Below are 11961 nucleotides of genomic sequence, written 5' to 3' on the forward strand. Positions count from 1 at the left end.
GGCTCCCCGGAGTCCTGCCCGTGAAAGGTACCCCCGTGACGCAATGCTGCATCAACCCGAGCATCCTCTCTGCCGACTTCGTCAACCTTGAGGCTGAGCTCAAGCGCATCAGCAATGCGGACGCGGTGCACGTGGACGTGATGGACAACCACTTCGTGCCCAACCTCACCATCGGCCTGCCGGTGGTGCAACGGATCCAGGCAGTCAGCCCTGTGCCCCTCGATGCCCACCTGATGATTGCCGACGCCGACCGCTGGGCGCCCGGCTTCGCGGATGCCGGGCTGGCGTCCGTCACGTTCCACGCTGAGGCCGCCATTGCCCCCATCAAACTTGCACGCGAACTGCGGGCCAGGGGCGCCAAGGCAGGCATGGCCCTGCGGCCGGGCACCCCGGTGGAGCCGTATCTGGACATGCTGTCAGAGCTGGACGTGCTGTTGATCATGACGGTGGAGCCCGGCTTCGGCGGGCAGGCCTTCCTGGATGTGACCCTGCCGAAAATCCGGCGCGCCAGGAAAGCGATCGACGGTTCCGGAATCGGAGTGGCCATCCAGGTGGACGGCGGCATTACCGAGGACACCATCACCCGCGCGGCCGAGGCCGGTGCCAACGTCTTTGTGGCCGGCTCTGCCGTCTACGGTGCCGATGATCCGGCGGCCGCAATTGACCGGCTGCGGCAGTCAGGCAGCGAAACGTTACGTTCCGCGGCGGAATAACAGGGAGTCCTCTGTCGTTGTGGCACAATAGCAACACACATACGTGCTCCGGGGTCGGTGTAAGTCCGAACCGGCGGTGACAGTCCGCGACCCGCGAGCCGGTGCTTCCTTCGGGAGGACACCGGCAGACGGTTGAACCGGTGGAATTCCGGTACCGACAGTTAAAGTCTGGATGAGAGAAGCACGTACAGCTGTTTCTGCGGCGTCCTGTGACGCCGCGGCGTTCTGCTGTCGTATACCCCCGGAGCCATCGCGGTTCGAGAGGGAAGGAACGACACAAGCATCATGAACCGTTTGCGATGGCTCTTTGAGGCCACTATTCCTGCTGCCGGCATGCCTGCCGGCCCAACCAGCGGGGCCGCCGCGTGACGGCGGGGGTGGTCACGGCTTTTACCGCTGCTGAAACCACCGCCATGGCAACCGCCCTGAAGGCGGCCCTCAACGGTCCCCGCGGCGCGAATCCCCTGGTGGGTGCCGTCGTCGTCGATCCTGAAGGGCGCGAACTGGTGAGCGGGTTCCACCGCGGTGCCGGCACCGCCCACGCCGAAGTGGACGCGATAGCGCAGGCAGCGGCTGCCGGAATCGATCTCTCGGGCTGCACCATGCTGGTCACCCTGGAGCCCTGCAACCACATCGGGCGCACGGGCCCCTGCGCGCAGGCGATCATTGACGCCGGCATCACCGACGTCGTGTACGCCGTGGACGATCCGCATGATCCGGCAGCGGGCGGCGCTGCCACCCTTCGGCAGGCGGGTGTCCGTGTCCGCGCCGGCCTTGGTGCCGGTGAAGCGCTGGACCTGAACCGCCAATGGTTCGAGGCGGTGGCGGCAAAACGCCCGTTCGTCACCCTGCACATCGCCCAGACCCTGGACAGCCGCATCGCTGCCGAAGACGGCACCAGCCAGTGGATTTCCTGCCCGGAATCCCTCGCCGACAACCACGCCGTCCGGGGGCGCATCGATGCCATCCTCGTCGGCACGCAGACCGTGCTGGTGGACAACCCGCGCCTCACCGCCAGGGACGCTGCCGGCACCCCGGCCACCAAACAACCCGTGCGCGCTGTTATGGGGCTGCGCGACATTCCCGCGGACGCCGCCGTCCACGGGACCGATGGCCGTGTAGTGCATCTCGCCACCCGCGATCCCCGCGAGGCCTTGAGCCGCCTGTATGAGACGGGAACCCGCCATTTGATGGTCGAAGGAGGATCCCGCATCCTCAGCGCCTTCCTCGCGGCCGGGCTGGTGGACGAACTCATTGTCTACCTGGCGCCCACACTGCTCGGCTCCGGAACCCCTGCCCTCACCGGCCTGGGCATCAGCACCCTCGCTGACGCACAGCACTGGGAGTGGGACGCATCCGACGGCGGTGCCGTCCGGACACTGGGCCGTGACCTAAGACTCCATCTCCGACCGCAACGCACTGTTGCCCTCGACCCACAACCGTCCCGCGCCACCGCGGAGCAAGCCCAGGGAGGCTACTGATGTTTACCGGAATTATTGCCGAGCAGGGGCAGGTCCTGTCCGTGGAAAAGGACGGCGACGCCAGCGCCACCCTCCGGCTGCACGCACCCGGCACCACCGAGGGGCTCGCCCTGGGCGGATCCATCGCCGTCAACGGCGTTTGCCTTACTGCCACTGAAATCGACGGCAAGGAGTTCAGCGTTGACGTGATGGGCGAGACCCTGGTCCGCAGCACCATCGGCCAACTTGCACCGGGCGATCCCGTCAACCTTGAACGCTGCGTTCCCGCCGGCGGACGGCTCGACGGACACGTGGTGCAGGGCCATGTGGACGGCGTCGGCGTGCTGCTGGAGCGCGAGCCGCTGGGCAACTGGGACCGGCTCCGCTTCGGCGTCCCCGCGAACCTGGCCCGCTACATTGCGGAAAAGGGCTCGATTGCCATCGACGGCGTATCCCTCACCGTAACGGCCGTCAGCCCTGCCGCGGAGCAGGAACCCTGGTTCGAAGTGGGGCTGATCCCCACCACTTTGGCTGAAACCGGCCTCGGTACCAAGACCACCGGCAGCAGGGTGAACCTGGAAGTTGACGTGCTGGCCAAGTACACCGAACGCCTGCTGGCGTTCAACACGGCGGCGCCCGCCGCTGTTGAAGGAGGAACACGATGAACGCCGCCGTACGAGTCGAACCCGAGGTGGCCACTGCTGACCACTCCCGCCCTCAGCAGAACCCCACACTACGGCTGAGCACCATCGAGGAAGCCGTCCGGGCCTTCGCCGCGGGCAAACCCGTGCTGGCCGTGGACAACGAGGACCGGGAAAACGAGGGCGACATCATTTTCGCGGCCCAGTTCGCCACACCGGCACTGATGGGCTGGACCATCCGGTACAGCTCCGGCGTCATCTGCGTCCCGCTGTCCGGTGACCGTGCCGATGCCCTGGCACTGCCTCCCATGGTGGAAGTGAATGAAGACGCCAAGGGCACCGCCTACACCGTGTCCTGCGATGCCGCTACCGGTGTCAGCACAGGGATTTCCGCTACGGACCGGGCGCTCACTGCGAGGGTGCTCGCGGATCCGCAGTCCGGGCCGTCGTCCGTGACCCGGCCCGGGCATATTTTCCCGCTGCGAGCGGTTGACGGTGGTGTGCGGGAACGTCCCGGCCACACCGAGGCCGCAGTGGACCTGTGCCGCCTGGCCGGCCTGGAACCTGTGGCTGTGATCGCCGAAGTTGTCTACGACGACGGCGAAATGATGCGGCTGGACGGGCTCCGTGCCTTCGCTGCTGAACACGGATGCCCCCTGATTTCGATCCAGGACCTGGTGACCTACCTCGGCACGGCGGGCACCACGGCTGACGGCAACACCCGGGCAGGACGCACGGGCGGAGAAGAGGAGATACGATGACGGCTTCCGGAGCTTCGGGCAACGGTCACCTGCCTGACTCAGGCAACGGCCACCACAAGGCCGAACCGGCACACAGCCATCCCCAGGCGGAATCGGCCAGCAGCCGGGTACCCCATCCGGTCAGCGGCGGGCCCATCGTGCAGCTGCCCACAGCCTTCGGCGACTTCGTGGCCCAGGCGTGGACCGATCTGGTCACTGGCCATGAGCACCTGGCGGTCAGCTCTCCGAACCCGCCCAAGGATGGAAAAGCGCCCCTGGTCCGGCTGCACTCCGAATGCCTCACCGGAGATGTTTTTGGTTCGTACCGCTGCGACTGCGGCGAGCAGCTTGCCTACGCCCTGGAAATGATCCGCGAACACGGCGGCACGCTGCTGTACCTGCGCGGGCAGGAAGGCAGGGGCATCGGCCTCGCCAACAAGATCAAGGCCTACGCCCTGCAGGAGGCCGGCTTCGACACAGTGGAGGCCAATGAACAGCTTGGCCTGCCTGTGGACGCCCGGTGCTACAAGGCCGCCGCCCAGGTGCTGGCCGAAATGGGGCTGCACGAGGTGCGACTGCTGAGCAACAACCCGGACAAGCAGAACAGGCTGGCGAAGGCCGGCGTCAAGGTGGTGGAAATGGTCCCCACCGAGGTGCCCTCGCGCGACCAGAACATCCGGTACCTGCAGACCAAGAAGGACCGCATGGAGCACCGCCTGGTGCTTGGCTCCCACGTGGGCCCGGTGCCGGTAGCCAGTCCCGGCGCCGGCTTCGAGCACGAACAAGACTGAACAGCACATTTCGCTGCTGACCCAACACAACGAACGGAACAGTACTGACCTATGAGCGGACACGGCGCCCCCGACATCGACCTCTCCACCCTCAACCCGGCCGAAACGTCCCAGCTGAAGCTGGCCATCGTCGCGGCCAGCTGGCACACCCAGATCATGGACGGCCTCCTGGACGGTGCCCTGCGCGCGGCCAAGGACGCCGGCATCGCCGAGCCCACCGTCCTGCGGGTGCCCGGCAGCTTTGAGTTGCCGGTGGCAGCCGCGCGCCTCGCGCCGCACTTCGACGCCGTGGTGGCCCTCGGCGTCGTGATCCGCGGCGGCACGCCCCACTTCGAGTATGTCTGCCAGGCCGCGACGTCGGGACTCACCGACGTGAGCGTTCGCACCGGCGTCCCCGTGGGCTTCGGCGTCCTGACCTGCGACACCGAGCAGCAGGGCCTGGACCGTGCCGGCCTCCCCGGCTCGAAGGAAGACAAGGGCCACGAGGCTGTGACCGCGGCCCTCGCCACCGCCGTGGTGCTGAAGCAGTACCGCAGCTAGCACCGGGGCAGATGGCGGGCGCGTGTGTGTTCACTCACATAGCGCCCGTCATGCAACGGCCCGACAAGCGCCCTTTGGGCCGCAGCAAGTAGGCTGGAGGGCGTGAAGAATTTCGAGACGCTGTTCGCTGAGCTCAGCGAGAAGGCAGCCGCCCGCCCGGAAGGCTCCCGCACCGTCGCTGAATTGGACTCCGGTGTCCATGGCATCGGCAAAAAAGTCGTTGAAGAAGCAGCCGAAGTGTGGATGGCTGCCGAATATGAATCCGATGAAGCGGCGGCCGAGGAAATCTCCCAGCTGCTGTACCACCTGCAGGTTCTGATGCTCGCCAAAGGCCTGACCCTGGAAGACGTCTACAAGCATCTGTAGCCACCAGTCCGGCGCGCCTTGTGCCGCCGGTGCCTGCCGTGGCCTGCACTGCTTGAACACCTGGACATTTCCACATTTAGAAAGATTTCCCCATGCTGCGAGTAGCCGTCCCCAATAAGGGTTCCCTGTCCGAAGCCGCCTCCGCGATGTTGTCCGAAGCCGGATACCGCCAGCGGCGTGATACCCGTGAGCTGGTGATGGTGGACCCGGACAACGACATCGAGTTCTTCTTCCTCCGTCCCCGCGACATCGCCGTGTACGTGGGCCAGGGAACGCTTGACGTCGGCATCACCGGACGCGACCTGCTGCTGGACGCGGAGGTGGAGGCAGAGGAGCTGCTTCCGCTGGGATTCGCCGCCTCCACGTTCCGGTTCGCCGGTCCCGTCGGGGATTTCGGCAAGGTTGAGGAGCTGGAAGGCAAGCGCCTGGCCACCAGCTACGACGGCCTGCTGCGCGGCTACCTCGCCGAACGCGGCATCAACGCCAAGGTGGTCCGGCTGGACGGCGCCGTGGAGTCCTCGGTCCGGCTCGGTGTTGCTGATGCCATCGCCGACGTCGTGGAAACCGGCAACACCCTCAAGGCTGCCGGGATGGAAATCTTCGGCGAGCCCATCCTCAAATCCGAGGCCGTCCTGATCCGGCGCACCGGCGCCGGCGGTGCCGCGAACGGCACAGCCAAGGAGATCGAGGTACTGATCCGGCGCCTGCAGGGTGTGCTCGTGGCGCGCCAGTACGTCCTCATGGACTACGACATCCGCAAGGAACTCGTGGAACAGGCCGCATCGCTGACACCCGGACTGGAATCGCCCACGGTCTCGCCGCTGCGCGACTCGGACTGGGTGGCCGTCCGCTCCATGGTGCCCAAGCGCGAAACCAACCGGATCATGGATGAGCTGTACGACCTCGGGGCCCGCGCCATCCTGGTCAGCAGCATCCACGCCTGCCGCATCTGATTCCACCCAGCGGATCCAGCGCGACATCCACCACAGAATTTCCAGGAGTTTCCCATGGCAGTAGCCGTACGCGTCATTCCCTGCCTCGACGTGGACGCCGGGCGCGTCGTCAAAGGCGTTAACTTCGAGGGCCTCCGCGACGCCGGCGACCCTGTGGAGCTCGCCCACCGGTACGACAACGCCGGTGCCGACGAACTGACCTTCCTTGACGTCACCGCCTCCTCCGGCAACCGCGAAACCACCTTCGACGTGGTCCGCAGGACCGCCGAGGAAGTGTTCATCCCGCTGTGCGTCGGCGGCGGTGTGCGCGGTGTGGCCGAGGTGGACAAGCTGCTGCGCTTCGGCGCGGACAAAGCCTCCATTAACACCGCAGCCGTTGCCCGGCCCGACGTCATAGACGAGATCACCCGGCACTTCGGTTCCCAGGTCCTCGTCCTGTCCGTGGACGCACGCCGGACCCGCCCCGGATCCCACCCCACGCCGTCGGGCTTTGAAGTCACCACCCACGGCGGGCGGACCGGCACAGGGATCGACGCCATCGCCTGGGCCAAGGAAGCCGCGGACCGCGGCGTCGGGGAGATCCTGCTGAACTCCATCGACGCCGACGGCACTAAAGACGGGTTCGACCTCGAACTCATCAAACTGGTCCGCGCCGCCGTCAAAGTGCCCATCATTGCCTCCGGCGGTGCGGGGGAGCCGGCGCACTTCCCGCTGGCCGTCGCCGCCGGTGCTGACGCGGTCCTGGCCGCATCGATCTTCCACTGGGGCCCGGACGACATGATGTCCCAGGTCAAGAAGGCGATCCGCGAAGCAGGCTTCGAAGTCCGCTGAGGTTAAAGCCCTACTTCGGCTGACTGGAGGAGGGCGACGGCGTCGGGCTGGCCTTCGAAGGTGACCAGGGCATGGCGCGTGCGGCCGTGGGCGTGCATCAGCAGCTCGCCCGGCTCGCCCACGATGGCCACCGAAACAGGGGCCCGCTTGGCCACGTGCCGGGGACCGGAGGGCCGCACCAGCACAATGCCCAGATCGACGCCCCGGTACAGGATGGCGGCACGCTTCACCAGCTCATCCCACAGCGCCTCCGAGTACGCCTCGTCCAGAGCCCTGGGCGCCCAGCGGTCCACGGCGCGGCGGACGTCCTCGGTGTGCACGAAGTACTCGATCAGGTTGGAGCTTTCGTCCAAGGCCTTGATCTTCATGGGGGACAGCGTTGGCGGTCCCGCCCGGAACGTATTCACCAGCCGCGAGTACGCCTCCGGTGTGGTCAGCTTTGCTGCCAGCTTGGCCGTGGCCTGGTCCGAGGCCTTGGCCAGGCGTTTGATGATCAGCCCCAGGCCCACAGCGGCCTTGCGCTCACGCAGGTACAGGTGTGCGGCAAGGTCCCTGGTGCGCCAGCCCTTGCAGAGCGTGGGCGCGTCAGGACCGGCCGCAAGCAGGGTTTCGGCCAGGACTTCTCGGGACGGATCGACGAAATGCATCACTTGTGAAACTAGCACGACAGCCCAGCAGTTGGGCAGCGCGGCCACCGGTGCTGGCGTGCCGTTGTTCACACACGGATCCGGGCATGGCAAAGGCACTAGACTTGATTTGATGTCTGAGCAGCCCGCCCCCGTCCCCGCCCCTGCTTCCGCCCTGCCCGCAGCACCCTTGCCGGGCCCGGCCGGAACTTCCGAAGGCGCCCCTGCGGCCAGCCCCCTGCCGTCCGATCTGGCCGCCGCGCTGAAGCGGGACAGCGCAGGGCTGGTGGCCGCCGTCGTACAGCAGTTCGATACCAATGAGGTGCTGATGCTTGGCTGGATGGATGACGAAGCACTGCACCGCACCATGACCACCGGGCGAGTCACGTTCTACTCACGTTCCCGCCAGGAGTACTGGCGCAAGGGAGACACATCCGGGCACGTGCAGTGGGTCAAGTCCGTAGCCATGGACTGCGACGGCGACGCCCTCCTGGTGCGCGTGGACCAGGTTGGTGCCGCCTGCCACACCGGCACCCGCACCTGCTTCGACGGCAGGGACCTGGCTGTCACCACAGGCCAGGCACTCTGAATTACTTCCACTGACCGCAGGCCACCTGCGGCAGGCAGGGGAGGGTTGGCCACCCCTGCAACCATCGAGCAACAGGTACCGGCGCAGGCCCAATGAGGCGCCGGCCACCAGAACCAGACCGGCCCCGACGAGAACAGGCGGAACAGCATAGCCATGCAGGACCTTGGAACCATCAGCCCAAGCCTCGAGGAGTTCCGGGAACTGGCCGGCCACAGCCGCGTCATCCCCGTCCGGCTCAAAGTACTCGCCGACGCTGAAACGCCCATTGGCTTGTACCGCAAGCTCGCCCAGGGGCAGCCCGGAACATTCCTGATGGAGTCGGCAGCCGTGGGCGGGGCCTGGTCCCGCTACTCCTTCATCGGCGCCCGGTCCCGGGCAACCCTGACCACCAAGGACGGCAACGCCCACTGGCTGGGAGAGCCGCCCGTGGGAGTCCCGGTGGGCGGCAGCCCGGTGGACGCCATCCGCGACACCATCGAAGCCCTGCGCACCGACCGGTTCGAGGGCCTGCCGCCCTTCACCTCCGGCCTCGTGGGTTTCCTCGGCTGGGAAACCGTGCGGCACTGGGAACGCCTGGTCAGCCCGCCCGAGGACGACCTGCAGCTGCCGGAGATGGCGCTGAACCTCGTCACGGACATGGCGGTCCACGACAACGTGGACGGCACCGTGCTGCTGATCGCCAACGCGATCAACTTTGATGACAGTTCCGAACGCGTGGACGAGGCCTGGCACGACGCCGTCGCCCGGGTCAAGGCCCTTCTCACCAAGGTCAGCACTCCGGTGGCCCAGCCCGTCTCGGTGCTGGCCCCGGCCGCGCTGGACTTTGCCTCCAGCGTCCAGGAACGCTGGGACGAAGCCGAGTACCTGGCCGCACTGGACCGCGGCAAGGAAGCCATCGTGGACGGCGAAGTGTTCCAGGTGGTTATTTCCCGCCGCTTCGAAATGGAGTGCAAGGCCTCGGCCCTGGACGTCTACCGGGTGCTGCGCAACACCAACCCCAGCCCCTACATGTACATCTTCAGCCTGGAGGACGCCGAAGGCCGGGAGTACTCGATCGTGGGCTCCTCGCCCGAGGCCCTGGTCACCGTGACCGGCGAAGAGGTCATCACCCACCCCATCGCCGGGTCCCGCCCGCGCGGCAAAACGGTGGAAGCGGACAAGGCCCTGGCCGAGGAGCTGCTCGCGGACCAGAAGGAACGCGCCGAGCACCTGATGCTGGTGGACCTGTCCCGCAACGACCTGTCCAAGGTCTGCGTGGCGGGAACGGTGGATGTTACGCAGTTCATGGAGGTGGAGCGCTTCAGCCACATCATGCACCTTGTGTCCACCGTGGTGGGCCAGCTCTCGCCCCGGGCCAAGGCCTACGACGTGCTGAAGGCCACCTTCCCGGCAGGCACCCTGTCCGGCGCCCCGAAACCCCGCGCCCTGCGGCTCCTCGACGAGCTGGAACCGCACCGCCGCGGCATCTATGGCGGAGTGGTGGGATACCTCGACTTCGCCGGCGACATGGACATGGCCATCGCCATCCGCTCCGCGCTGCTGCGCGAAGGCCGGGCATACGTCCAGGCCGGCGGCGGCATTGTGGCCGATTCCGTCAACCCCGCCGAAGCGCTCGAAACCGTGAACAAGGCAGCCGCCCCGCTCCGCGCCGTGCACACGGCAGGTTCGCTGCAAAACATTTCTGCGGACTCACTGCCCGGCCGGACGGACTCCTGATGTCCGGTCCTGTTGTCCCCGGCAGGGCTGGACCCGCGGCCGGACAGCCCGGGACACCAACAAAGCGTGCAACGCCGGCCTGGGCCCGCAAGTCCACGCTGATACTGCTGGTGGCCGTCCTGGCACTGGCCGTCTTCGGCACCACCACCCAGACCTGGATGACTGTCACGCTGGACCCGAACCAGGTGGGCCAGGCCGGTGCCGCGCAGTCGGCGCTGGACGTCCAGGGCAGTAAAGCCGCCACAGCCGTCACGGCTTTGGCGCTCGTGGCCCTTGCCGGGGGCCTCGCGGCCGCGATCGCCGGCCGCATCGCCCGGTGGATCATCACCGCCATCATCGTCCTGGCCTCAGCGGGAATCGTCGCCGCCGCGGCCACCGTCCTGGCCGACCCGCTGGCGGCAGCCCAGGGCGCCATCGCGGCCGCCACGGGCATCACCGGCAGTCAGGCGCAGGTGGCCGTCACCGCGTTCCCAGCCCTCGCCGTCGTCGCCGGTTGCCTGCTGGCCATCGCCGGCCTGCTCATCATTCCGGCCAGCCGGCACTGGAAAACCCGGACCAAATATGACGCGCCCGCCCTCGGCGGCAGCGCCGCAACATCAGGACCGGTCGACGAGATCGACAGCTGGGACAGGCTCTCACGGGGCGACGATCCCACCTGATTGACCGCCGGCGCCGGACAAGCCCTGGCTGCCATGCCGCCGATACGCGGGCCGCGGCCAAAAAATGGCAGAATGTAAGCAGTATCCACCCTGAGGAGATTTTCCATGAGCAAAGCACCTGCATCCGTTTCCAAGTCAGGCACCCGCACGGTTGCCCCCGGCGCCATTGACCACAGCCAGGAACTCGGCCACGGCAACAGCCCCGCGGCCTGGACCTGCGTCATTGTGATGCTCGTGGGCGCCCTCATCGCGTCAATCGCCTTCGTGATCGCCAGCACCCCCATCTTCATTGCGGGCGCCGGCGTGATGGTCCTCGGCCTCATCCTCGGCTACATCATGCGCAAGGCAGGCTACGGCGTCGAAGGCAGCAAGCTGAAGAACTCCGGCCACTGATGGCAACTGTTCTCGATGACATCAACGCCGGTGTCAGGGAGGATATGGACGCCCGGAAACGCCTCGTTTCCCTGGCTGAACTGAAGGACCTGGCCCAGGGCGCGGCACCCGCCCGCGACGCCTGGGCCGCGCTCGGCGGCACCTCCCCGTCGCGTGACCAGCTGAAAGTCATCGCGGAAATCAAGCGGCGCAGCCCTTCCAAAGGGGACCTCGCGGCCATCGGCGATCCCGCTTCCCTCGCCCGGCAGTATGCCGACGGCGGTGCCTCCGTCATCAGCGTCCTCACCGAACAGCGCCGCTTCAACGGGTCCCTGGCGGACCTCGACGCCGTGCGCGCCGCGGTGGACGTGCCCTTGCTGCGCAAGGACTTCACCCTCGACGAGTACCAGATCTGGGAGGCCCGGGCCCACGGCGCGGACCTGATCCTGCTGATCGTGGCCGCGTTGTCCGATGCCCAGCTGAACGAGTTCTCGGCGCTGAGCCGGGAACTGGGCATGAACGTCCTCGTCGAAACGCACACCGAAGAGGAGATCGAGCGGGCGGTCGCCGCCCAGGCGCGCATCATCGGAGTGAACGTGCGCAACCTGAAGACGCTCGACGTCGACCGTTCCGTTTTCGCGTCCCTGGCGGGCCTGATTCCGGCTGAGGCCCTCGTGGTCGCCGAATCCGGCGTCCGCGGCGTGGATGACGTGACGCACTATGCCGCCAGCGGCGCCAACGCGATCCTGGTGGGGGAGGCCCTGGTGAGCCACTCCACCCCACGCGAACGCATTGCCGAGTTCACGGCGGCAGGCGCCGCCGCCATCGCCGCCCGCAGCTGACGCAGCGCCCCTGGCCGCGGCAGCGCGGACAGGGGCTGCCTGCCGCCTGAGGCGGTTTTGTTCCGGCCCACCGGCGGGAACACCACAACTTACCGAACGATCAACTGGAACAGGACGGGACT

15 protein-coding genes and 1 riboswitch are annotated in these 11961 nt (G+C 67.2%); of the genes, 14 read left to right on the forward strand and 1 reads right to left on the reverse strand.

The features are described 5' to 3' along the window. The first annotated feature begins 35 nt into the window (after positions 1–35). The 9 genes from rpe to hisF all read left to right on the forward strand — a co-directional run bounded on the left by rpe (position 36) and on the right by hisF (position 7035). A complete protein-coding gene (gene rpe / locus AC3A4Z_RS00815; protein ID WP_498709402.1) occupies positions 36–713 on the forward strand; it encodes a ribulose-phosphate 3-epimerase in 678 nt (225 codons plus the stop codon). A 39-nt stretch (positions 714–752) separates the two neighbouring features. Further along, a riboswitch (FMN riboswitch) is annotated at positions 753–902 on the forward strand. A gap of 224 nt (positions 903–1126) precedes the next feature. After that, complete coding sequence (gene ribD, locus AC3A4Z_RS00820) at positions 1127–2194, forward strand: bifunctional diaminohydroxyphosphoribosylaminopyrimidine deaminase/5-amino-6-(5-phosphoribosylamino)uracil reductase RibD (protein WP_498709404.1); 1068 nt, start codon at positions 1127–1129, stop codon at positions 2192–2194. Beyond that, entirely contained in the window at positions 2194–2838 is a 645-nt protein-coding gene (locus tag AC3A4Z_RS00825) for a riboflavin synthase (protein WP_498709405.1), read from the forward strand. The genes ribD and AC3A4Z_RS00825 overlap by 1 nt, the downstream gene beginning before the upstream one ends. Continuing rightward, positions 2835–3575 carry a 3,4-dihydroxy-2-butanone-4-phosphate synthase gene (ribB, locus tag AC3A4Z_RS00830; protein WP_498709406.1) on the forward strand — a complete coding sequence of 247 codons (741 nt, stop codon included), beginning with the start codon at positions 2835–2837 and terminating at the stop codon, positions 3573–3575. The genes AC3A4Z_RS00825 and ribB overlap by 4 nt, the downstream gene beginning before the upstream one ends. Then, positions 3572–4345, forward strand: coding sequence for a GTP cyclohydrolase II (gene ribA / locus AC3A4Z_RS00835; RefSeq protein ID WP_498709407.1), 774 nt, complete (start codon positions 3572–3574; stop codon positions 4343–4345). Before ribB ends, ribA begins: the two co-directional genes overlap by 4 nt. A 51-nt stretch (positions 4346–4396) precedes the next feature. Further along, on the forward strand, positions 4397–4885 hold the full coding sequence (gene ribH, locus AC3A4Z_RS00840; protein WP_493971515.1) for a 6,7-dimethyl-8-ribityllumazine synthase: 489 nt from the start codon (positions 4397–4399) through the stop codon (positions 4883–4885). 102 nt (positions 4886–4987) lie between these two features. Next, complete coding sequence (locus AC3A4Z_RS00845; RefSeq protein ID WP_050055439.1) at positions 4988–5251, forward strand: phosphoribosyl-ATP diphosphatase; 264 nt, start codon at positions 4988–4990, stop codon at positions 5249–5251. A gap of 92 nt (positions 5252–5343) precedes the next feature. Then, positions 5344–6204 carry an ATP phosphoribosyltransferase gene (gene hisG / locus AC3A4Z_RS00850; RefSeq protein ID WP_050055438.1) on the forward strand — a complete coding sequence of 287 codons (861 nt, stop codon included), beginning with the start codon at positions 5344–5346 and terminating at the stop codon, positions 6202–6204. 54 nt (positions 6205–6258) lie between these two features. Beyond that, positions 6259–7035: an imidazole glycerol phosphate synthase subunit HisF gene (gene hisF, locus AC3A4Z_RS00855; RefSeq protein WP_498709409.1), complete on the forward strand. Its 777-nt coding sequence runs from the start codon at positions 6259–6261 to the stop codon at positions 7033–7035. Between the two features lie 2 nt (positions 7036–7037). On the opposite strand, the gene AC3A4Z_RS00860 is transcribed toward hisF, so the two are convergent. Beyond that, positions 7038–7682, reverse strand: coding sequence for a TIGR03085 family metal-binding protein (locus AC3A4Z_RS00860; protein WP_493971513.1), 645 nt, complete (start codon positions 7680–7682; stop codon positions 7038–7040). 112 nt (positions 7683–7794) lie between these two features. On the opposite strand from AC3A4Z_RS00860, the gene hisI reads away from it, so the two are divergent. The 5 genes from hisI (at position 7795) to trpC (ending at position 11839) form a co-directional block, all read left to right on the forward strand. Beyond that, on the forward strand, positions 7795–8250 hold the full coding sequence (gene hisI / locus AC3A4Z_RS00865) for a phosphoribosyl-AMP cyclohydrolase (protein WP_498709410.1): 456 nt from the start codon (positions 7795–7797) through the stop codon (positions 8248–8250). A 153-nt stretch (positions 8251–8403) separates the two neighbouring features. Further along, positions 8404–9966, forward strand: a complete 1563-nt coding sequence (locus AC3A4Z_RS00870; RefSeq protein ID WP_498709412.1) for an anthranilate synthase component I — start codon at positions 8404–8406, stop codon at positions 9964–9966. Further along, positions 9966–10625 (forward strand): Trp biosynthesis-associated membrane protein, encoded by a 660-nt coding sequence (locus AC3A4Z_RS00875; protein ID WP_493971511.1) that lies wholly within the window; start codon positions 9966–9968, stop codon positions 10623–10625. Before AC3A4Z_RS00870 ends, AC3A4Z_RS00875 begins: the two co-directional genes overlap by 1 nt. A 105-nt stretch (positions 10626–10730) precedes the next feature. After that, the gene (locus tag AC3A4Z_RS00880; protein ID WP_050055433.1) at positions 10731–11018 is read left to right on the forward strand and encodes an HGxxPAAW family protein; all 288 of its coding nucleotides are present in this window, start codon (positions 10731–10733) and stop codon (positions 11016–11018) included. Beyond that, positions 11018–11839, forward strand: a complete 822-nt coding sequence (gene trpC, locus AC3A4Z_RS00885) for an indole-3-glycerol phosphate synthase TrpC (RefSeq protein ID WP_498709414.1) — start codon at positions 11018–11020, stop codon at positions 11837–11839. The genes AC3A4Z_RS00880 and trpC overlap by 1 nt, the downstream gene beginning before the upstream one ends. The last annotated feature ends 122 nt before the right edge of the window (positions 11840–11961 follow it).

It is taken from the genome of Arthrobacter sp. Soil_C_49, from assembly GCF_057656635.1.

Coding starts and splice junctions, on each gene's coding strand:
- ribD (WP_498709404.1), top strand. CDS start 1,127: ATGGCAACCGCCCTGAAGGCGGCCCTCAACGGTCCCCGCGGCGCGAAT.
- AC3A4Z_RS00825 (WP_498709405.1), top strand. CDS start 2,194: ATGTTTACCGGAATTATTGCCGAGCAGGGGCAGGTCCTGTCCGTGGAA.
- ribB (WP_498709406.1), top strand. CDS start 2,835: ATGAACGCCGCCGTACGAGTCGAACCCGAGGTGGCCACTGCTGACCAC.
- ribA (WP_498709407.1), top strand. CDS start 3,572: ATGACGGCTTCCGGAGCTTCGGGCAACGGTCACCTGCCTGACTCAGGC.
- ribH (WP_493971515.1), top strand. CDS start 4,397: ATGAGCGGACACGGCGCCCCCGACATCGACCTCTCCACCCTCAACCCG.
- hisG (WP_050055438.1), top strand. CDS start 5,344: ATGCTGCGAGTAGCCGTCCCCAATAAGGGTTCCCTGTCCGAAGCCGCC.
- hisF (WP_498709409.1), top strand. CDS start 6,259: ATGGCAGTAGCCGTACGCGTCATTCCCTGCCTCGACGTGGACGCCGGG.
- AC3A4Z_RS00860 (WP_493971513.1), bottom strand. CDS start 7,682: ATGCATTTCGTCGATCCGTCCCGAGAAGTCCTGGCCGAAACCCTGCTT.
- hisI (WP_498709410.1), top strand. CDS start 7,795: ATGTCTGAGCAGCCCGCCCCCGTCCCCGCCCCTGCTTCCGCCCTGCCC.
- AC3A4Z_RS00870 (WP_498709412.1), top strand. CDS start 8,404: ATGCAGGACCTTGGAACCATCAGCCCAAGCCTCGAGGAGTTCCGGGAA.
- AC3A4Z_RS00875 (WP_493971511.1), top strand. CDS start 9,966: ATGTCCGGTCCTGTTGTCCCCGGCAGGGCTGGACCCGCGGCCGGACAG.
- AC3A4Z_RS00880 (WP_050055433.1), top strand. CDS start 10,731: ATGAGCAAAGCACCTGCATCCGTTTCCAAGTCAGGCACCCGCACGGTT.
- trpC (WP_498709414.1), top strand. CDS start 11,018: ATGGCAACTGTTCTCGATGACATCAACGCCGGTGTCAGGGAGGATATG.